Genomic DNA, 20,970 nt, shown 5'->3' with positions numbered 1-20,970 from the left:
CGCCAGCGCTAGTTTCTGGCGCCTGTTCTGTAGCGCTGGCGGCCAGAGTTACCGCTGGCGTCGTCGCCCACAAGGCAGGCGTTCGTCAGTAGGGCAGGCGTCGGTCCCCAAGGCAGGCGTCGGTCCCCAAGGCAGGCGTCGGTCCCCAAGGCAGGCGCGGACAGCGGCACGCGGCCAACCGCGGTGCGGCGCCGGGCCCGTCAGGGACCGGATCAGCGGACGAGCGCTGCCATAGACTGCCGCCCATGTGGTACCGCTTCTTCAAGACCCTCCTCGCCCGCCCCCTCGTCAAGTACGGCTACGGGGCCAAGGTCATCGGGGCCGAGAACTTCCCACGCACCGGCGGCGCCATCCTCGCCAGCAACCACATCGCCGCGCTCGACTCCCTCGTCGTCCCCGCCATGATGCCGCGACCCCTCACGTTCCCCGCCAAGGCCGAACTCTTCGTCGGCCAGGGCGGGCTCGGAGCCAAGGCCATGGCCTGGTTCCTCACCGTGGTGGGCATGGTGCCGATGGACCGCAGCGGCGGCCGGGCCAGCGCCGACGCCCTCGGTGCCATCTCCGACGTGCTGGCCCAGGGCCGCGTCGTCGCCATCTACCCCGAGGGCACCCGCTCACCCGACGGCCGCCTCTACAAGGGCAAGACCGGCATGGCGCGGATCGCGCTCCAGAACGACGTGCCCGTCATCCCCGTCGGCGTCATCGGCACCAAATCCCACAAGGGCCCCCTCGGCATCCCGTGGGCGAAGCGCCCCGTCGTCATCATCGGCAAACCGCTCGACTTCTCCGAATTCCGGCAAACGCCCGGCAACACGAAGGTCCTCCGCTGGGTCACCGACGAGGTCCTGGCCGCCATCCAGCAGCTCACCGGGCAGGAGTACGCCGACGTCTACGCCGCCCGCGTCAAGCACGGCGACCTCGAAGAACCCGGCTCCGACGCCTACCTCCTCCCGCGCCCCGGCGGCGGGCCCAAGCCCCAGGTGGAGGCCAGGGAGCCGGGTGAGTGACCGGCCACGGCCGGCGTCGATCCTCCGCCGGCCGCCCGTGGGGACCCACGGATTCCGCGACCCCTCAGACCTCCTCGGCCGCGTCTACGGTGTCGCGGTGGTGGCCAGATCCCTCCTCGGACTGCATGCCGTCTTCGTCAACCTCTTCTACGTGGTCCACTACACGGACCGGCCGCTGGGCGTCGTCGCCGCCACCGTCGCGCTGATCGCCTGGCACTGCTTCATCTCGTGGCGGATGCGCACCCCCGCGCACCGCACGTGGCAGGCGCACGTGGCGGACCTCGGCGTGACGGTCGCGCTCATCCTCACCACCCTGCTCACGGTGCCGCCCGGCGGGGCGCCGCTGTCGCTGGCCGGCTACTGGATCAGCGGCTGCGCGGCTTACGCCGCCATCTTCCTCGGCACCCGGTGGGGCGTCGGGTTCGCGCTGGTGACCTCCGCGGCGCTGCTCGGCCCGCCGTCGCACTTCGTGCTCGAACGCCTCGGCGCCGCGTTCGTCACCGTCATCCTCATCGCCTGCCTCGGCGTGCTCATCGAGCAGTTCCGCGCCACCCTCGTCGAACAGGAACAAGAACGCGCCCGCTCCGCCGCGCTCGCCGAAAGGCAGCGACTCTCGCGCATCGTCCACGACGGCGCCCTCCAGGTGCTGGCGCTCGTGGAGCGGGAGGGGCCGTCGCTCGGGGGTCGCGGGGTGCGGCTGGCGGCCCTGGCCCGCGAGTCCGAGGCCCAGCTGCGGGTGCTCCTCCAGGACCGCGAATACGCCCCCGTCCAGCACACCGAACGCGTGGATCTGGCCGCCGCCCTTGACCGATACCACTCGGGCAACGTCACCGTCTCGACGATGGCCAGCGGCGTCACCGTGCCGCGCGGCCTCGCCGAGGAGGTGGAGGCGGCCCTCACGGAGATCCTCACCAACGTCGCCTCCCACGCCGGCCCGGACGCCCAGGCCTGGATCCTGCTGGATCAGGAACGCGACGACGAAGTGATCCTCTGGGTCCGCGACAATGGAGTCGGCATGAGCCCGGACCAGGTGGTTCAGGCCGCCGAGTCCGGCCGGATGGGCATCAAGGATTCGATCGTGGGGCGGATGGCGGCCCTCGGCGGGTCCGCGATGCTGAAGACCTCACCGGGCGCCGGGACGGAATGGGAGCTGCGGTTCCCCATCGATGGCAAGGCAGGGAGCAGCAGTGACGCACACGCCTGAGGTCTACCAGCGTCGACGCGTGATGCTCGTCGACGACCACCCCATGTGGATCGACGCTCTCAGCGAGGACCTCACCGAGGTGGGATTCGAGATCGTCGCGGTGGCCAAGAGCGGCGTCGAATGCGTCGCACGGGCGCGGGCCGCGAAGCCGGAGATCGTGGTGATGGACCTCAAGATCCCCGAGCCCGACGGCGCCACCTGCATCGAGCTGTTGCTGCGCGAGTTCCCGGACCTGCAGGTGCTGGTGATCTCCGCGTCGGGGGAGCGCGACGACGTGCTGCGGGCCATGAAGGCCGGCGCGAAGGGATATCTGGTGAAGTCGGCGTCGAAGGAGGAACTGATCGACGGGGTGCGCCGGACCGCGGCGGGCGACGCGGTGTTCACGCCCGGGCTGGCCGGACTGGTGCTGGGGGAGTTCCGCCGCATGGTCAACGTGGCGCGGGCGCTCAACGAGGAGAGCCCGGGGCTGACGTCGCGGGAGATCGAGGTGCTGCGGCGGGTGGCGAAGGGGATGGCGTACCGGGAGATCGCCGACGAGCTGTTCGTGTCGCACCGGACTGTGCAGAACCACGTGCACAACGTGTTGCGGAAGCTGCAGCTGCACAACCGGGTGGAGTTGACGCTGTACGCGATCGACCAGGGGTGGCACGACCCCTCGGCCTGAGCCCCCGCACCCCCGCTCGTTGAGCCGCGCCTAGCAGCGCAGCTGCGCAGCGCGCGTCGAAACGCCGTGACGAGTCCACCGTCGGTCCACCGTCGGTTCCCGGGGCGGGGGGTCTGCGGGCGGTGCAGTAACCTACGCACCATGTCGAGCATCATCTCCCGGGAAGAACTACGCGCGCTGCCGATGGTCCAGCAGCCGTCGTACCCGGACCAGGCCGCCCTGGACAAGACCATCGACGCACTCGAGTCGCTGCCCCCACTGGTGTTCGCCGGCGAGTGCGACGATCTCCGCGCCAAGTTGGCCGACGTCGCCGACGGGCGCGCGTTCCTCCTGCAGGGCGGCGACTGCGCCGAAACCTTCGCCGCCGTCACCGCGCAGAACATCAAGTCCAAGCTGCTGGTCCAGCTCTCGATGGCCGTGGTCATGACCTACGCCGCGCAGGTCCCCGTCATCAAGGTGGGCCGCATCGCCGGGCAGTACGCCAAGCCGCGCTCCAACAACATGGAGACCCGCGGAGACGTGTCGCTGCCCGCCTACCGCGGCGACGCCATCAACGGCTTCGACTTCACCCCCGAGGACCGCGCCCACGACCCGGGCCGCCTCCTGCAGGTCTACAACTCCTCGGCCGCCACCCTCAACCTCGTGCGCGCCTTCGTCAAGGGCGGCTTCGCAGACCTCCGCGGCGTGCACACCTGGAACGGGCAGTTCGTCCGCGACTCCGCCGTCGAGGCCGAATACGAGGAGCTCGCCTCCGAGATCGACCGCGCCCTGGCGTTCATGGTGGCCTGCGGCGTCCACGACTCCGCCCTCAACACCGTTGACTTCTACGCCTCCCACGAGGCGCTGCTGCTCGAGTACGAGCGCGCGCTGACCCGCGTCGACTCCCGCTCGCAGGAGCTCTACACCTGCTCCGGCCACATGCTGTGGATCGGGGAACGCACCCGGCAGCTCGACGGCGCCCACGTGGAGCTGCTGCGCCGCGTGCAGAACCCGCTCGGCATCAAGCTCGGCCCCACCACCACCGCCGAACAGGCCATCGCTCTGGCGGACCGGCTGGACCCGGAGCGCATCCCCGGACGGATCACCTTCATCACCCGCATGGGCGCCAAGAAGGTCCGCGACGTCCTGCCCGGCGTCATCAAGGGCGTCGAGGCCACGGGCCGCAAGGTGGCATGGGTGTGCGACCCGATGCACGGCAACACCTTCGAGGCCGCCAACGGCTACAAGACGCGCTCCTTCACCGACGTCGTCGACGAGGTCAACGGATTCTTCGACGTCCACGAGGAGCTCGGCACCTGGCCCGGCGGCCTGCACGTGGAGCTCACCGGCGACGACGTCACCGAGTGCGTCGGCGGCGTGATGAACCTCATGGAGGAGGACCTCGCCAACCGCTACGAGACGGTGTGCGACCCCCGCCTCAACCGCAACCAGTCGCTGGAGCTGGCGTTCACCGTCGCCCAACGGCTGCGCTCCGGACGGCTGAAGCGGGTGAACCCGGTCCAGGAATACATGGCGAGGGAACTGTGATCGACCTCCGCTCGGACACCGTCACCCGGCCCAGCGCCGGCATGCTGGCCGCGATGGTCGAGGCCCCCGTCGGCGACGACGTGTACGGCGAGGACCCGAGTGTCGCGGCGCTCGAACAGCGCGTGGCCGGGCTGTTCGGCAAGGAGGCGGGGCTGTTCTGCGCCACCGGATCGCTGTCCAACCTGCTCGGCATCTGGCTGCACACCGAGCCCGGCCGGGAGGTGCTGTGCGACGCGTACGCGCACATCGCGCGCGCCGAGATGGGCGCGCACGGCGCCCTGCACGGGGTGACGATGCGGACCTGGGTCTCGACGTCGGGGCGCTTGAAGGCCGACGACGCCCTCGCCCTCGTCGCCGTGAACTGCCGGCCCTACCTGGTGGAGACCGCCTGTGTCGCGGTGGAGGACACCCACAACTTCGGCGGCGGCACCGTCCAGTCCTTCGCCGAGTTGAGCGCCGTCAGCGAGGGAGCGCGGGGCTTGGGTGTCGCGACGCACCTCGACGGGGCCCGGTTGGGCAATGCTGTCGCGGTGACGGGCCGGGCGTTGAGTGACTACGGGTCCTTGTTCGACACCGTCTCGTTCTGCCTGTCCAAGGGACTCGGCGCCCCCGTCGGGAGCGTCCTGGTGGGGACGGCCGACGAGATGGCGCGGGCCCGCGTGCAGCGCAAGCGGTTGGGCGCCGGGTGGCGTCAGGCCGGGCTGCTGGCGGCCGCGGGGCTGTATGCGATCGAGCACAACATGGATCGGATCGTCGATGACCACCGGGCGGCGTCGACGCTGGCCAGGGCCATCAACGAGGCGTGCCCGGGCGCGGTCGACGAGGCCTCGGTGGAGACAAACATCGTGCTGATCCCGGTGGCCGGGGCCCCTGCGGTGGCTGCGCGGCTGGCCGAGCAGGGGGTGAAGGTCAGCGTGTTGGGGCCGTCGTCGCTGCGCGCCGTGACGCACATGGATGTCACCGAGGAGGAGTGTCGCGGGGCGGGCGCCCTCATCGGCGCCGCGCTGGCCGCGGCGTCGGCCTAACTGCGGCGTCGATCTGCCTGCGGCGTCGGCCTGGCTGCGGCGTCGGCCTGGCTGCGGCGTCGGCCTGCCTGCGGCGCCGGCCTAGCTGCGGCGCCGGCCTGACCCCCCTCTCCTCGGCGGTGGACCGGGGGGGTGAGTTGAGCAAATGGCAGGGTTCGCGGAGAGCCTCCCGCGTGAACTGAGCGTGGCCCGCACCGCGAACCCTGCCATTTGCTCAAACCCTCCCCCCACCCAGGCCACGTCGCCCCCCGCTCCCGCAGCAGAGGCGGGGGGTCAGGCGTCGTAGGCCAGCTCCGGGATGGGCCGCGGCCAGGCGCCCAGCTGCCGCCACACGAAGTCGGGGACGCGGGCGAAGAAGCCGTGCAGGAACCTGGACGCGGCGTCGATGTCCTCCGGCTCCCAACTCCCGCCGCCACCCACCAGGATCCGGTCCCCGGAGATCGCGAACTTCGGCGCCTTGCCCGCCATCAGGTACTCCATCTGGCGCTGATGCATCACGTCAGAGGCGAACCGCGGCGCGGGGGTGCGCACCTTGTAGCGCCGGTTGAAGTCCTCCCACTCGAACTTCTGCGACGGCCCCAGCAACTCCCAGTTCACCGACAGGTCCTGGAACGGGAACGTGGTGCGGAACTCGCACAGCTCCTCGCTGTGATGGCGGGTCTCGGTGTGGGTGCGGCCCTGCGCGTCGGTGCGGGTGTGCGTGGTGTCCCACTCGTGGCGCAGCCGCATGAACGGGAGGCCCTCGTTGTCGGAGTAGATGATGTCCAGGGCCTGATGGTTGCGGCCTCCGCCGGTGTGGTCGAGGAACTCCAGGTAGGAGTCGTCGCGGGGGACGTAGGTCCAGTCCGGGCGGCCGTAGAAGCTGAGCGACGGCGGGGGCGGCGGGGCTGTGAATGTCGCGGCGGGGGAGGCGAGGATCCGGGCGCGTGTCGCGGCGAGCTGCTCGACGGCCGCGGCCAGCCCGTCGGCCTCCTTCGGCGCGTCGACGAGGACCAGGTGCTCGCCGTCGACGGTGACCCGGTACGGCCCGGTCAGCGCCGGGGCGGCGGCCTCGACGAGGGCCTCCGCGTAGGCCGGATCACCGGCGGCGGCTGTGAGCTCGCCGAGCACCATCGTCTGCCCGGGGAGGCTCAGCTTCGGCGCGGGGCCGTGGAACACCTCGGCGGGGAGGAGGGAGCGGCCCAGCGGCACGGTCACGACGTAGCCGCCCGACTTCCACTGCGAGCACTTGTAGCGGAACGCGGAGAACTGGGTCCCGTCGGAGGCACGGCCGATGATCTGATCGTCGACAGAGCGCTTGAACCCCATCCCGAACGGCGGCACGTTGAGTCCGTACGCGATGGCGATCGACGGGGACGTGACGAAGGTCCAGCCGCGCTCAGTGAGCTCCTTGACGTACAGATGCCGCCGGATGCCCCACACGGCGCCCGCAGCGGCGGCCAGCGCGACGACGGCGAACAGGATCCAGACGATCTCGGACATGGGAGATTGTTCCTTTCTCGACAGTTCCCTGAGGAAGGTCTGCCCGCGGAGCGGCGTGGACCTGTCTCTATCTCTTCGCTCCCTGAGGAAGGTCCGCCCGCGGAGCGGCGAGGACCTGTCTCGAAGGGTCGTGGCCCGAACCTACACACACTCGGGGACCATCAGGCCGGGGGTGGGCCTGCAACTTGCTATCCATAGAGCGGCATCTGCGTATATCCACAGAAGCCGCTCTATGGATAGCACGTTGCAGAGGGGAAACGGTCAGCGGATGGACGCGACCTCAGGAATCGTCGAGGGGCGACGGGGGAGGACCGCGAGCAGCAGCGCGGCCATGACGAGCGACCCGCCCACCGCCATCGTCACCGTGAACGGCTCGAACCCGAAGCCCACCGCGAACACCGCCGCCCACAGAGGCTCGGTACACATGATCACCGCCGCGGGGGTGGCCGCGACCTGGCTCTGCCCCCAACTCTGCAGCAGCAACGCCACCGCCCCGCAGACGATCCCCAGGTACAGCAACTGGGCCCACGTCACCGCATCCGTCGGCAGCGGCTCGCGCAGCAACGCCCAGATCACCAGGCTCGCCACCGCGCCGGACCCTGCCTGGGCGAGAGTGAGGTGGATCACATTGCGCCTGGTCACGTGCCGGCCGAGCAGCACGATGTGGACGGCATAGATGGCGGCGCTCAGCAGGGTGAGCGCGGCGCCGACGGCGAAGTTGCTCGACCCGCCGTCATGCCCCAGCGCCAGCACCGAGATCCCCGCGACAGTCAGGCCCACCGCCACCCAGGTGGCCGCCGGCTGCCGTTGGCGGAGGAACACGGCCGTGATCAGCGCGGTGAACACCACGTAGGTGGCCGTGAGGAATCCGGTGGTCGACGGCGCGATCAGCTGCAGGCCCAGCGTCTGCGTGGCCAACCCGGCGAGAAGCAGCAACCCGAGCCCCGCCCCGGTGGCCGCCTCCCGCAGCGGCATCCGCAACCGTTGCGGGAACATCAGCGCGAGCGTGATCCCGGTGAGGATCAGCCGGAGGGAGACGACGCCGAGCGGGGAGAGGGTGGCGAACGCGCTCTTGGTGACCACGACGGTGGACCCCCACGCGACGGCGGCCACCAGCAGCGCGGCGACGGGCAGCCAGGCGCCGCGGGGGTAGGTCACAGGCACACGCTAGCGCGTGCCTGTCGTTCGACCGGCTCCGAGCGTGGTCGACGAGAGCCTTGGCGTCGCCTGCGCTTGTGTGAGTCCCTGTCCCGCCTTCGCGCCTGCGCTAAGTCCCGCGGCCTGCGCTGTAGCGCGGGCGGTATGACTTAACGCAGGCGACTCCGGGGCGCCTGCGATAGAGGGCAGGCGTGGGGACTTAACGCAGGCGTCGGCACTTACCGCAGGCGTGGGGACTTAACGCAGGCGTCGGCACTTACCGCAGGCGTGGGGACTTACCGCAGGCGTCGGGACTTATCGCAGGCGAGGGGACTGAACGCAGGCGTCAGGCGATGAAGAGGACCACCGTGGTGCCGACGGGGACCGACGTCCCCTCGGCGGGATCAGTGCCGGAGGCGATATTCAACGCGATCGGGAAGTCCGACGACAACCGCACCTCCACCTTCAGATCCAGGTCCTCGAGCAGTTTCGTCGCCTCTTCGGTGCTCTTCAACCGCACCTCAGGGATGGTCACCATCACCGGCCCGAGCGACTTCGTGATGGTGATCGTGTCTCCGCGCTTCCCGTTGCCGGACTTCACGTCCTGCTGGATCACGCGGCCGGCCTCGACGGTGGGGGAGTTCTCCTCCTGCACCTTGACCTTGAACCCGAGCTCCTCCAGCCGCTTGACGGCATCGTCGGCCACCTCTCCGGTGGTGTCGGGGATGGCGATCGGCTCCGGCCCCTTCGAGACCGTCAGGTTGATCTCAGTGCCAGGCTTCAGCTGCGCCCCCACCTCCTGCGACGCGGTGAGGACCTGCCCCACCGGCGCCGTCTCGGAGAACGCCTCCGTGACCGTGCCCACCGTCATCCGGCCCTCGACGATGGCGCGCTCAGCGTCCTCCAACGCGGCACCCACCACCTCCGGCATCGGGTACCGCTCCGGGCCCTTCGAGATCACGATGCTGACCGTGGAGCCGCGCAGCAGCCGGTCACCCGCCGTCGGATCCGTGCTGATCACCAGCCCGGCGGGCACCGTCTCGGAGTACGCCTCGCTGGAGGACACCTCCAGTGCGTTGGCGGTGGCGGCCTCCCCGGCCTTGGCAGCGTTGAGGTTGGTCATCGCGGGGACCGTGGTGAACCGGCCCGCCATCCACCACCACGAGCCGAAGCCGGCCCCGGCGGTGAGCATCACGACCAGCAGCACCGCGATCACCCCGCGTCGCCGTCGGTGCACAGGGTCGTGCGAGATATGGAGCTGCGGGAACACCGGCGTGCGGTGGCTGCGGGGAGCCGAGCTCGGCTGAGGTCTCGGCGACACCGGGGACTGCCCCGTGCGCGACCCGGCCGCCGCCGCCCCCGCCCGCGACCCAGCCCCGGCCCCCGTCCGCGGCCCAGCCGTCGATCCCGGCATCGACACCCCAGCGGCAAACCCAGCTCCCGCGACACCAGCCCCCGCGACACCACCGCCCTGCGGACGCCACTGTTCACCCTCGCGCCGCACGACGACGGTCTCGGGCGAGTCCGGCGACACCGGCCTGGGGCGCTCCGAGGTCCGCGGGTACGCCGCGACCGTCTCGTCCTCCGCCGGGCTCGCCGGCAGGATCGCGGCCGCCAGCGCAGGGTTGTCCGACCCGCCGGTGCGCGCCAGCTCGTGCCGCACGCGCCGCACGGCGGTGAGCAGCTCGCGGCCGTCGGCGATTCGCGCCCGCGGGTCGCGCGCCACGCAGGCCAGCACGATCGTGTCGATGTAGTCCGGGATCTGCCAGTCCGCCGCGTGCCCGGTCTCCGCCAGCCGATCCGACGGCCGCTCGATGTCGACGTTCACGTGCCGGTAGGCGATCTGGTAGTTGTTCTCCCCGGTGTGGGGCTTGCGGCCGGTGAGCATCTCGAAGAGCACGACGCCGGCGGAGTAGATGTCGCTGCGGGAATCCGGCCGCGAGTGCGTCACGAGCTCCGGCGGCAGGTAGCTGGCGGTGCCGACGAGCACGCCCGTGGCCGTCATCTGCGGCGAACCCACCTGGCGCGCCAACCCGAAGTCGGCCACTTTCACCTGCCCGCGCGTGGTGATCATCACGTTCTCGGGCTTGATGTCGCGGTGCACCACCCCGGCCTCGTGCGCGGCCGCAAGGGCCGCGGCCACCTGCTCGAAGATCTCCAGCGCCCGCTCGGGGGGCAGCGGGGCCTCCCGGCTGATCACCCGGCGCAACGTCTCGCCGTCGATGAACTCCATCACGATGTAGGGCTGCCCCTGCGAGGTGCCCTGGTCGAAGACGCTGACGACGGCGGGGTGGCTCAGCACGGCGGCGGAGCGGGCCTCGCGGTCGAACTTGGCCGCGAACTCGTCGTCCTCGCCGAGGTCGCTGCGCATCACCTTGACTGCCACCGCGCGCGACAGGCGTAGGTCGCGCGCGCGATAGACCGTGGCCATGCCACCGCGCGCAACTTTCGCCACAATCTCGTAGCGGTCGTCGAGCACGTGACCGACCAACGGGTCGAAAGTGCTGTTCATACCACTCCATGCACGGTCGGGGAAGAGGCCGTACGAGCCCGTCTGGACCCCGAGTGTAGTGCCGTCGCGGGGTCCAGCCCACGCCGGAGGCGCGGCGAGTCGGCCAAGAAGGGGGTCGCGCCGCCCCGCCTGCGGCTAAATTGGGCTTTCATGACAGCCCTCGTCGGACTCAAGACCCGCCTGCGCCTGGCGCGCCTCGCCGTCGTCATCCCGCCGGACAAGGCTGAGCCGGAGGCCGCGGACTTCGCGGCCCACGGCGCCGACCTGCTCCTCTTCACGCGCGGTGAACGCAGCGTGGAGGAGGCCGCGGAGGTGATCGACGTGGCCCGCAGGCGGCTCTTCGGGCTGCAGACCATCGTGGCCACGGATTCGGCGGACGTCGGCGAGGCGTCCAAGGCCGACGTCGTGTACTACCGACGGCCCGGCTGGCGCCCGTTCGGGTTCCGGAGGCCGCACGAGTACTCCCTGCTGGGCCGCTCCATCGACGGCGCGGACCAGGGGGACGCGGTGGACGGCGATCCGTTCAACTTCGCCTTCGTCGGGCCAGCCGTCGATGACGACCGGGTCACCGACGCGCTGGAGGAGATGGCTCGGCGCTACCCGCCGATGGCTCTCCCGGCCGGGCCGGTGTGGTTCGCGGCGGGAGGGATCGATCCGGGCAACGTGGCCGCCGTGATCGCGGCGGGCGCGAGGAGGGTGACGGTGTCGAGCTCGGTGTTCCGCTCGGACGAGCCGTTCGCCGTCACGCAGGCGCTGGCCGACGCGCTCAAGGCGGCGTGGGTCGCGGAGCCGGGCGCCGAGGCCTACGGCCAGGCCGCCTTCACGGCCTGACGGGCGGAGCCCACAGGCGGGTCGAATCGCCGCGGATGACCGCCGTGATCCACCACGCCGCCTCCACCGCGACCATCCCCACCGCGCCCGCGACGAGGCCCACCGTCAGCGCCGCCGCATTCGTCGTGTCGAGCTGCAGCGCGTCGTGCCACACGGGGATGTAGAACATGAGGAAGTAGAACCCGTACGCGAACGCCACCAGCCCCACCCTCCACCAGTAGTAGGGCCGCGCGACGGTGGCCAGCACCCACGTGGCGGTCATGATCAGCGCGATGAGGGTGGCCGTCGACGCCTGCTGCTGCACCGTGTCCGACACCTCACCGAAGCCGCGGGTCATCACGTAGGTGACCGTGGCCACGGCCGTCACCGTGAGGCCACCGGGCACCGCGACCGTCAACGTCCTGCGCACGAAGCCCGGCCGCGCCCGCTCCCGGTTGGGGGCGAGGCTGAGCAGGAACGCCGGGATGCCGATGGTGAACCACCCCACCACCGTCATCTGCAGCGGCAGGAACGGGTTCGGCAGCCCCATCAGCCCGATCACCAGCGCCAGACCCACCGCGTAGATCGTCTTGGTGAGGAACAGCTTGGCCACCCGCTCGATGTTGCCGATCACCCGCCGCCCCTCCGCGACGACGTAGGGGAGCGTGGCGAACCTGTCGTCGAGCAGCACGATCTGCGACACCGCCCGCGTGGCCGGCGCCCCGGATCCCATCGCCACTCCCAGGTCGGCGTCCTTGAGCGCCAGCACGTCGTTGACGCCGTCGCCGGTCATCGCCACCACCTGCCCGCGGTGCTGCAGCGCCCGGACCATCTGCCGCTTCTGCTCCGGGACCACCCGGCCGAACACGTCGTTGGCCTCGACGGCGTCCGCCAGCTCCTCGGAGCCGCCGGCGGGGAGGGAGCGGGCGTCGATCGGGTCGCCGATGTCGACGCCCAGCGAGCGGGTGACGGCCCCGACGGAGGCCGCGTTGTCGCCCGAGATCACCTTCACCCGCACGCCCTGCTCCTGGAAGTAGGCCAGCGTGTCCGCCGCGTCCGGGCGGGTCAGCTGGTCCAGCACCACCAGCGCCAGGGGGGTGAGGTGCCCGGGGGCGTCATCGTCGTCCACCCGCGCGGCGCAGTTGCCCAGCATCAGCACGCGGCGCCCGGACGCGGCGATGGCGTCGGCGTGCGCGGCGACGGCGGGCTCGGCCAGCACGTCCGGCGCGCCCAGCACCCATGTCTCGCCAGTGCCGAAGCTCGCCCCGGACCATTTCTTGGCCGAGGTGAACGGCGCCCGGGCGGTCACCGGCCACGGCTCCGCTGCCGGCCCGATGGCCGCGGCCACGGCCTGCATCGACGCGTTGGGCGCGGGATCCGCCGCAACGAGCTGCGCGAGCACCTCGCGGGCGCGGGCGTCGTCGCCGGCGAGGCACACGATCTCGCCGAGCGTCATCGCGTTCTGGGTGAGGGTGCCGGTCTTGTCCGCGCACACCACGCTCACCCGTGCCAGGCCCTCGATCGCGGGCAGCTCCTGCACCAGGCACTGCCGCCGGCCCAACCGGATGACACCCAGCGCGAATGCCATGGAGGTCAGCAGTACCAACCCCTCCGGCACCATCGGCACCAGCGCCCCCACCATCCGCAGCGCCGACTCCTGCCATGTCGTGTCCGGCTGGTTGAACTGCACGTAGATGGTCAGCGCGCCCACCGGAACCAGCAGGAACGAGACGTACTTGAGGATCTGGTTGATGCCCTGACGCAGCTCCGAGTGCACCAGCGTGAACTTCGCGGCCTGCGCCGTGATCTGCGCGGCGTAGGCCTCGGCGCCGATCTTCTCCGCGGTGTAGGCGCCGGACCCGGACACGACGAAGGCGCCAGAGAGCACCTCGTCGCCTGGGCCCTTGGCCACCGGGTCCGCCTCGCCCGTCAGCAGAGACTCGTCCACCTCCAGGTAGTCCGCCGCCACCACGGTCCCGTCGACGACGATCTGATCCCCCGGATGGACGACGATGAGGTCGTCGATCACCACGTCGTCGCGGGCGATCTGGCGGCGCTCGCCGTCGCGCACGACGACGGGGTGCGCCTCGCCGACCACCGCCAGATTGTCCAGGGTGCGCTTGGCCCGCAGCTCCTGAATGATGCCGATGATGGAGTTGAAGACGATGAGTGTTGAGAACAACCCCTGGCTCGGGCTGCCGGTGCTGAGCACGATGACGAAGAGCACGAACAGGATGCCGTTGACGCGGGTGACCACGTTGGCCCGCACGATGCCCCACGTGGTCCGGCCGGAGCGCGACGGCAGGGTGTTGACCTGCCCGGCGGCCACCCGCTGCGCGACCTCGGCAGAGCTCAGCCCCCTCAGCTCAGGGTCAGTGGGCACTCTGCACGCTCAGCTCCGGGTCAGTGGGCACGCTGCACGCTCCGCGCGGCGAGCTCGCCCAGCGCGGTGCGGCCGTCGGGGGTGAGGTTCGCCCTGTCCAGCACGGCGAGCGCGCGGGTGAGGCTGTCGTCGATGATGCCGTCCACGTGGGCGCGGGCGCCGGACTCGTCGATGAGCCGGCCGGCGCGGGAGACGTCGGAGTCGGTGAGGCCGGGGGAGCCGAGGATGCCCTCCAGTTCGGCCGCGGCCTCGGGGGCCGAGTCGGCGAGCGCGCGCAGCACCAGGACGGTGCGCTTGCCCTCGCGGATGTCGCCGCCGTAGGGCTTGCCGGTGACGGCCTCGTCGCCGTAGACGCCCAGCACGTCGTCGCGAAGTTGGAAGGCGCGCCCGATGATGGAGCCGAACTCGCCGAGCGCGTCGATGAGGGCGTCGTCGGCGCCCGCGAGCGCGGCCCCGATCTGGGCGGGCCGACGGATGGAGTAGCTGGCGGACTTGTACTCCAGCACGCGCTGCGCTACGTCCAGCTCCTCGGCGACGGTGACCGCGCCGGTCACGCCGTACTGGGCGGCGACGTCGAGGTACTGCCCGGCGGTGACCTCGGCCCGCATGAGGCTGAGCAGCGGGCGCGCCCGGTCCAGGTGCGCGGCGCCGGAGGAATCCACCAGGTCCACGCTCCACATCAGCAGCAGGTCCCCGAGCAGGATGGCCGACGAGGTGCCGAACTCGGCGGCGGCGCCGCGACCCTCCTGCCCGGCGTGGAGCTGCTCGAAGCGCTTGTGGGCGGCGGGGAGGCCGCGGCGGGTGTCGGCGTCGTCGATGAGGTCGTCGTGGACCAGGGCGCTGACGTGCAGCAGGTCCAGGGAGGAGGCCACCTTGAGGAGGGGCGCGTCGTCGTGCGCGTGTCCGGCCGCCGCCACGTAGGACCAGTAGCAGTAGGCGGGCCGCAGCCGCTTCCCGCCGGAGGTGCCTTCGCGGGCCACCTCCAGCAGCGCGGTGGCGCCGATGGCCGTGAGCATGGGCTCCTGAGCGGCCAGGTAGGCGTCGATCGTTTCGCTGACCGCGGACAGCAGCGGCGCACCGAGCGGGGAGGAGGGGTCCAGGGAGCGGCTCACGGTTCGAGCTTAGTAGCCCGGCTCGTATTGTTGGCCCATGCCTGTCACCGAGACGAGCCTGCGGAGCGTGGGCGAGCTGATCCGCTCAGCCCACGGCCCCCTGTACTCGTTCGAGTTCTTCCCTCCCCGCTCCGAGGAGGAGGAGCCCGTCCTGTGGGCCGCCGTCGGGGCGCTGGCCCCGCTGGAGCCGTCGTTCGTGTCGGTGACCTACGGGGCGAACGGGTCGCGGCGGGACCGCACCATCCGCGCCACCCGTCGGATCGCGGCCTCCGGAGGCCCGCTGACGGTGGGGCACCTGACGTGCGTGGCGCAGTCGAAGGCGGAGCTTGCCGAGGCGCTGGCCGAGTACCGCGAGGCCGGCGTGACCAACATCCTGGCCATCCGCGGAGACATGCCCGGCGGCGGGCCGTGGACCGCGCACCCCGACGGCTTGGCCAACGCCACGGAGCTGGTGAGGTTCGTGAAGGCGGAGGGCGACTTCTGCGTGGGTGTCGCGGCGTTCGCGAACCCGCACGAGACCAGCAACGACCCGGACCTCGACGCGCAGATCCTCCTGGACAAGGTGGAGGCGGGCGCCGAGTTCGCCATCACGCAGCTGTTCTTCGAGGGGGAGCGCTACGGCGAACTGGTGGAGCGGATGCGCGGGCTGGGCTGCGAGGTGCCGATCATCCCGGGGATCATGCCGTTGACGGTTTTGTCGCAGATCGAGCGCTTCGCGGACCTGTCCGGGCGCGAGCTGCCGGCGTCGTTGGTCGCGGAGTTGCGGGCCTGCTCGTCGAAGGAGGAGGTGCGGGAGGCGGGGTTGGCGGCCGCGGTGCGGTTGTGTCGCGGGCTGCTGGACGCCGGCGCCCCCGGGCTGCAGTTCTTCACCCAGAACCGCTCGAAGGCCACCCGTGAGGTGCTCGCCGAGCTGAAGGGCACCACTCCCGCCCCCTGAGGTGTCTGTCTTCGTTCCCTGAGGAGCCGCCTCGCCGGAGGCGCGGGCGGTGTCGGTCTTCGTTCCCTGAGGAGCCGCCTCGCCGGAGGCGCGGGCGGTGTCGGTCTTCGTTCCCTGAGGAGCCGCCTCGCCGGAGGCGCGGGCGGTGTCTCGAAGGGTTGTGTCGCAACCCTGTGAGCAAGACTGCTTGTCAGGTCAGGTTACGACCCTTCGAGACGGCCCAGGCCGCTGCGCGGCTGGACCTCCTCAGGGATCGATCGGGTCCTCCCAAGGGAGTGGTCAGGCGAGGAGGGAGCGCCAGGCGGAGGTGTCGACGTCGACCGTCACCATCCGCTGCGTCGCCCTCGTCAACGCCACGTACAGCACCCGCTCCGCGCCCGGCGCCTCCGCGACAATACCGTCCGGCGACACCACCACCACGCCGTCGTACTCCAACCCCTTCGCCTGCAGCGCCGTCACCACGATGAGCCGGTTCTCGAACTCGCGCAGCCGCACGTCCTGCATCACGTACCGCTGCACGTCCTGGATCAGCGACGGCGGGCAGATCACGCCGATGGTGCCGTTCACCTGCCCCGCCAGCTCGATGAGTTCGTCGCGGAGCACGCCGTGCAGCGCGTCGGAGGTGGCGTGCACCAGCCTGGGCTCGACCCCCGTGGAGCGCACCGCCTTCGGCAGCTCCGCATCCGGGAACACCTTGGTGATCACCTTCGCAGCCATCGCGTACACCTCGCTGGGGGACCGGTAGTTGGTGCTCAGCGTGAACGTGCGGCTGGGCCCGCGACCCACGAGGTCCGCCAACGCCCGCGACGTCTCCTCCTGGTGCGGGTAGGAGCTCTGCGCCGGGTCCCCGACGATGGTCCACGACGACTGGGGGCCCCGTCGGCGCAGCATCCGCCACTGCATGGGCGTCACGTCCTGGCCCTCGTCGACGAGGATGTGCGCGTAAGTGGTCTGGGGATCCTCGTCCGGGTCCACCACCCGCTCGAAGCGCAGCACGTCCGTGGTGCTGAGCACCTCGGGCACGTCCCCGCCCTCGATGAACACGTCCATCTCGGGCTCCGGATCCTCCGGGGCGGCGCCCAGCACGTCGATCAACTCGTCCAGCAGCGCGATGTCCGCCACGGACCAGCCCCGCACGATCTCCGGCCCCTCGTCCCCGCCCGCGACCCACGCGTAGGAGCGCGCCAGGGCCGACTGCTCGTCCGCCGACAGCTCCGGGGCCACCGCGGCCACGACGGCGGGGTCCGCCAACCGGGCGAGCACCCGGGTGGCGGTGAGGGTGGGCCACCAGGCGTGCATGAACATGGCCAGGCTGGGATGGTCGCGGACCCTGTCCTCCAGCTCGGCGGGCTCGATGGGCACGTCGTCGGGGAACTTCCGGATGAGGGCGTGCACCACCTGATCCGTGGCCTGCTTGCGGCCGCGGTTGAGCTTGGTGTTGGACAGCACCTGGTCCCGGATGCGGCTCAACTCGGACTCGCCGAGCCCGAGCACCTCACCCTTGACGGTGACCCGCACCCGCAGCGCCTCCGGGTGGGCGATCATCGGGGTGCGGACCAGGCGCCGCAGGACCTTCAGCATGCCGAGGCTCCCCTTGATGGTGGCCGCGGCCGACCCGTCGACCCGCTCGCTCGTCAGGCCCAGCACGTCGCCCGCGATCCCGCCGATGGCCTTCAGCGTCACGGTGTCCTCGCCGAGGCTGGGCAGCACCCGCTCGATGTAGTTCATGAACACGTTCGACGGGCCCACCACCAGCACGCCGCCCTTCTCCAGGCGGGCACGGTTGGTGTAGAGCAGATAGGCGGCGCGGTGCAGCGCCACCACCGTCTTGCCGGTGCCGGGTCCGCCCGCGATCACGGTGACGCCCTGGTAGGGGGCGCGGATGGCCTCGTCCTGCTCGGCCTGGATGGTGGCGACGATGTCGCGCATGGTGCGGCCGCGGGCGCGGCTGAGCGCGGCCATGAGGGCGCCCTCCCCGAAGATGGGGAGCTCGGACTCGGCGGATCCGTCGAGAAGGTCGTCCTCGAGTCCGATCACCCGGTCGTCGCGGCAGCGGAGGACGCGACGGCGGATCACGTCCATCGGTTCGGCCTGCGTGGCGCGGTAGAACGGTTCGGCGGCGGGGGCGCGCCAGTCGATCACCAGCGGCTCGTACTCCTCGTCGCGCACCCCGATGCGGCCGATGTAGCGGGTCTCCTCAGTGGTGAGGTCGATGCGGCCGAAGACCAGGCCGTCGTGCTCGGCGTCCAGGATGGCGAGCCGTCGGGCGGCTTGGTAGGCGAACGCGTCGCGCTCGAACAGCGCGGTCCCGTCCTCCTCGCGGACGAAGTTGGTGCGATCGGTGAGGAAGATCTCCCGTCCCGCCTGGGCCATCGACTTGGCGCTGGCAGTGGCGGTGGACAGGTTGGCGTAGACCTTGTCGACGTGGCCCTGTTCCAGGGCGATCTCTTGTTCGAGTCCCGCGCGCGATGTAGTCAACTTCTTTGCATCCTCCGGTTGAGACAGACAGTCAAGCCTACTCGGTTCATGGGCCGGGGTTCACCGGCGTTCGTGGTGTGGGAGGTGTGCCGACGCTGGGCGCTCCCCGGGGGCCCACCGTGCATGCCGACGACAGGCGATCCCGCTCGACGCCAGCGGTAGGTCCAGACGCCTGCGGTAGGTCCAGACGCCAGCGATCCCGCTCGACGCCAGCGATAGGTCCAGACGCCTGCGGTAGGTCCAGACGCCTGCGATCTAGCGCTGGCGCCTCCTACACGCCTGCCTTGCGTCTCGCCGCCAGCGCTAGAGGGCAGGCGGCGAGAAGTAGCGCAGGCGCCGTCCGGTCCCGAGCGCAGGAGGGCAGGCGGCAAGAAGTAGCGCAGGCGGCAAGAAGTAGCGCCGGCGCCTCCCCGCCCGCCCAGCCCAGTAGGTCCCGGAATTGTGCACGCAAATGCGCCCGAAACCAATGTCGGGGCTGCTCTATTCCCCAGAAGTTAGTCATGTCAAACTTATCGCGTGGACCCTTCTCGCCAACGCCTGTTCCCCGGCCTCTTCTTCATCGACGCCGTGTTGGAGGCCGCCGACACCAAGGCGGAAATGTCCAGCCGGATCACGCTGCAGTACCTCCAGCGGGCCGCCATGGCGGGCATCCTCATCGGCCTGTTCTACCTGGCCTACTTCACGGTGCTGTCCGTCTTCGACTCCATCGAGTCCCTCGGCGAGGGCGGCTACGGGCTCGGCAAGGCCGTCGGCGCCTTCGTGTTCGGCTGGGCGCTGGTGTTCATCTACTACACCAAGTCCGAACTCCTCACCTCCAACATGATGGTCACCTCCATCGCCGTCTACCACCGACGCCTGGGGCAGCTGCGCGGGCTCATGCTGCTGGTGCTGTGCTTCCTGGGCAACGCGATCGGCGGGTTGCTGTTGGCCACCATGGCGCGGTTCTCCACGCTGACCGCCGGGCATGTCGGGGAGAAGATGCTGGGAGCGGTGGAGGTCAAGCTGGGCTACATGACCACCGCGTCGGGGATGGGCGACCTGTTCGTCCGCGCCATCCTCTGCAACCTCATGATCAACGTGGCGATGCTGCTGGTCTACAACGGTTTCCTCAAGGATTCCATCACCATGGCGCTGACCATGGTGATGTCGGTGTTCATCTTCGCGTTCCTGGGGCTCGAGCACTCGGTGGCCAACACCGTCCTGTTCACCATCGTGGGCTTCACCCAGGGGATCGACGTGCTGCCCGGCATGGGCAACGTGGCGATAGCCCTGCTGGGCAACTTCATCGGCGGCGGCGTGCTGATCGGCATCTACTACGCCTACGTCAACGACGACCGCCGGATCGGTCGACGCGCGGGCTGAGCTACCGCCGCGCCCGGTTCGTCGGGCGCGCGTCCTCGCCGGTGAGGCGCTCGTGCACCTCGTAGACGGCCAGCGCTGCGCTGGCCAGCTCCGCCCAGGGCTCCGGGCCGGCGGGTGAGCACGACGACGCGGCCGGCCTCCCCGAAGCCACCGGCGCCCGCCGCAGCACCGCCCGTGCCGACCGCGGCTCCACCCCCCACTCGACATCAGGCAAGGCCCGGCCGAAGTCCCACGTCAGCTCGCGCCCGGGAATCCGCCAGCGCAGCACCGGCGCCTGCCCGGTGTGGTCCACCGTCTCGGCCGCCCCCTCGCCCGCGACATCCGCACCCTCGCCCGCGACATCCACCTCCGCCTGCCCGACGGCGGGGGCCAGTACGGCCCGCCCCCACCGGGGCCGACGGGGGAGGCAGTCGACGGCGGGCTCACCGACCACGCGGTCCATGGCCACCCCGTCACCGGCCACCCCGTCGACGATCTCCACCCGGCGCGTGGCCAGGCGGCCCTCGAGCAGCTCGATCAGGCGCCCGCCCGGCTGCGCGCGACCGGCGTCGTCGACCACCTGCCACCGCCCGAACGTGCGTTCCACCACCAGCCGGGTGGCCAGCAGCCCGGGCGCCCGCCGCGACCGCGTGCCGGCCACCGGCGCCAGGTCCAGCACGATCCGCGCCAGGTGCGGATGCCCCGCCCGGTCCGCGACATCGGCGAGCGGGCGGTCCAGCAGCAGCGCCCGCCGGTCCTCCGCGGTCCGGGGCGCGTCCGGCCGCTCCACACCGAACCGCCGCGCGGCCAGCCAGGCCCCGTCGAGGGAGTCGAGGAGGTCGCGCCACCGCTCCGCGACGGGTTGCCCGTACCGCCCGCTCAGCACCGCGAACTGCCGCCCGCGCTCGGTGGGCAGCGCCAGTTCGGCGCCGTCGTCGAAGCGGTGCACGGCGGGTGGCGCCTCCACCATCGCCAGGCCGGCCCGTGCCAGCTCGGCCTCGAGCGGGCGGCCGGATTTCTTGAACAGGTCGCGCCAGGTGGCGGGCAGGGTGACGACGGGGGGCAGCTGCCCGCGCTCCGCCGCCCAGCGCCCCCCGAGCGGTCCGCCGGCCAGGTCCAGGCGCACCGGATGGCCCAGTTTTGCCAGCCGCGCGGCGCAGGCCATGCCGGCCAGCGTGCCGCCTCGGATCGTGAGCATGCGGCCCAGGATAGGGCTTGACGTTCTGTCGGAGGGGGGGCATATAGTAGGAACTACCGCACGCCTGTTCGATTAGTTCGGGGAAGCTCTGGTTGGGCACGGCGCCGCGGTATGGGCCGCTCCGGCCCGGCGCAGCCTCGACCCCTGCGTCGG

The 20,970-nt window shown here is 71.1% G+C and carries 14 protein-coding genes and 2 pseudogenes; 8 read left to right on the top strand and 8 right to left on the bottom strand.

Features of this window, described 5'->3' with window-relative positions:
- The first annotated feature begins 245 nt into the window (after positions 1 to 245).
- The 5 genes from ACZK39_RS01705 to ACZK39_RS01685 all read left to right on the top strand — a co-directional run bounded on the left by ACZK39_RS01705 (position 246) and on the right by ACZK39_RS01685 (position 5,427).
- A complete protein-coding gene (locus ACZK39_RS01705) occupies positions 246 to 1,007 on the top strand; it encodes a lysophospholipid acyltransferase family protein (RefSeq protein WP_463612322.1) in 762 nt (253 codons plus the stop codon).
- A complete protein-coding gene (locus tag ACZK39_RS01700; protein ID WP_463612321.1) occupies positions 1,000 to 2,211 on the top strand; it encodes a sensor histidine kinase in 1,212 nt (403 codons plus the stop codon). Before ACZK39_RS01705 ends, ACZK39_RS01700 begins: the two co-directional genes overlap by 8 nt.
- The gene (locus ACZK39_RS01695; protein WP_463612320.1) at positions 2,195 to 2,875 is read left to right on the top strand and encodes a response regulator; all 681 of its coding nucleotides are present in this window, start codon (positions 2,195 to 2,197) and stop codon (positions 2,873 to 2,875) included. Before ACZK39_RS01700 ends, ACZK39_RS01695 begins: the two co-directional genes overlap by 17 nt.
- Before the next feature lie 141 nt (positions 2,876 to 3,016).
- The gene (locus tag ACZK39_RS01690; RefSeq protein WP_463612319.1) at positions 3,017 to 4,402 is read left to right on the top strand and encodes a class II 3-deoxy-7-phosphoheptulonate synthase; all 1,386 of its coding nucleotides are present in this window, start codon (positions 3,017 to 3,019) and stop codon (positions 4,400 to 4,402) included.
- Positions 4,399 to 5,427 carry a threonine aldolase family protein gene (locus ACZK39_RS01685; protein WP_463612318.1) on the top strand — a complete coding sequence of 343 codons (1,029 nt, stop codon included), beginning with the start codon at positions 4,399 to 4,401 and terminating at the stop codon, positions 5,425 to 5,427. Before ACZK39_RS01690 ends, ACZK39_RS01685 begins: the two co-directional genes overlap by 4 nt.
- 273 nt (positions 5,428 to 5,700) lie before the next feature.
- On the opposite strand, the gene ACZK39_RS01680 is transcribed toward ACZK39_RS01685, so the two are convergent.
- The 4 genes and pseudogenes from ACZK39_RS01680 to ACZK39_RS01665 all read right to left on the bottom strand — a co-directional run.
- A complete protein-coding gene (locus ACZK39_RS01680) occupies positions 5,701 to 6,909 on the bottom strand; it encodes a hypothetical protein (RefSeq protein WP_463612317.1) in 1,209 nt (402 codons plus the stop codon).
- Positions 6,910 to 7,170: 261 nt separating this feature from the next.
- The gene (locus ACZK39_RS01675; protein ID WP_463612316.1) at positions 7,171 to 8,067 is read right to left on the bottom strand and encodes a DMT family transporter; all 897 of its coding nucleotides are present in this window, start codon (positions 8,065 to 8,067) and stop codon (positions 7,171 to 7,173) included.
- Positions 8,068 to 8,392: 325 nt separating this feature from the next.
- Positions 8,393 to 9,169 carry a PASTA domain-containing protein gene (locus ACZK39_RS01670; RefSeq protein WP_463612416.1) on the bottom strand — a complete coding sequence of 259 codons (777 nt, stop codon included), beginning with the start codon at positions 9,167 to 9,169 and terminating at the stop codon, positions 8,393 to 8,395.
- A 486-nt stretch (positions 9,170 to 9,655) separates the two neighbouring features.
- Positions 9,656 to 10,558, bottom strand: a pseudogene (locus ACZK39_RS01665) (protein kinase domain-containing protein); the annotation flags it as partial.
- 150 nt (positions 10,559 to 10,708) lie between these two features.
- Here ACZK39_RS01665 and ACZK39_RS01660 point away from each other — a divergent pair.
- Positions 10,709 to 11,389 (top strand): hypothetical protein, encoded by a 681-nt coding sequence (locus tag ACZK39_RS01660; protein ID WP_463612315.1) that lies wholly within the window; start codon positions 10,709 to 10,711, stop codon positions 11,387 to 11,389.
- Here the strand turns inward: ACZK39_RS01660 and ACZK39_RS01655 are convergent.
- Together ACZK39_RS01655 and ACZK39_RS01650 are read right to left on the bottom strand one after the other, a co-directional pair.
- The gene (locus ACZK39_RS01655; RefSeq protein ID WP_463612314.1) at positions 11,379 to 13,751 is read right to left on the bottom strand and encodes an HAD-IC family P-type ATPase; all 2,373 of its coding nucleotides are present in this window, start codon (positions 13,749 to 13,751) and stop codon (positions 11,379 to 11,381) included. The genes ACZK39_RS01660 and ACZK39_RS01655 overlap by 11 nt on opposite strands.
- Before the next feature lie 20 nt (positions 13,752 to 13,771).
- Complete coding sequence (locus ACZK39_RS01650) at positions 13,772 to 14,863, bottom strand: polyprenyl synthetase family protein (RefSeq protein ID WP_463612313.1); 1,092 nt, start codon at positions 14,861 to 14,863, stop codon at positions 13,772 to 13,774.
- Between the two features lie 37 nt (positions 14,864 to 14,900).
- On the opposite strand from ACZK39_RS01650, the gene ACZK39_RS01645 reads away from it, so the two are divergent.
- Positions 14,901 to 15,800, top strand: a complete 900-nt coding sequence (locus ACZK39_RS01645; protein WP_463612312.1) for a methylenetetrahydrofolate reductase — start codon at positions 14,901 to 14,903, stop codon at positions 15,798 to 15,800.
- Positions 15,801 to 16,079: 279 nt separating this feature from the next.
- Here the strand turns inward: ACZK39_RS01645 and ACZK39_RS01640 are convergent, their stop codons facing one another.
- Positions 16,080 to 18,278 carry a HelD family protein gene (locus ACZK39_RS01640; RefSeq protein WP_463612311.1) on the bottom strand — a complete coding sequence of 733 codons (2,199 nt, stop codon included), beginning with the start codon at positions 18,276 to 18,278 and terminating at the stop codon, positions 16,080 to 16,082.
- Positions 18,279 to 18,794: 516 nt separating this feature from the next.
- On the opposite strand from ACZK39_RS01640, the gene ACZK39_RS01635 reads away from it, so the two are divergent.
- Positions 18,795 to 19,640: a formate/nitrite transporter family protein gene (locus ACZK39_RS01635; protein ID WP_463612310.1), complete on the top strand. Its 846-nt coding sequence runs from the start codon at positions 18,795 to 18,797 to the stop codon at positions 19,638 to 19,640.
- 10 nt (positions 19,641 to 19,650) lie between these two features.
- On the opposite strand, the pseudogene ACZK39_RS01630 reads toward ACZK39_RS01635, so the two are convergent.
- Positions 19,651 to 20,817, bottom strand: a pseudogene (locus ACZK39_RS01630) (phytoene desaturase family protein); the annotation flags it as partial.
- Positions 20,818 to 20,970 lie beyond the last annotated feature (153 nt).

The organism is Tessaracoccus luoxuelianae (genome assembly GCF_055326245.1).
This window is presented reverse-complemented; position numbering and strand designations above follow the sequence as displayed.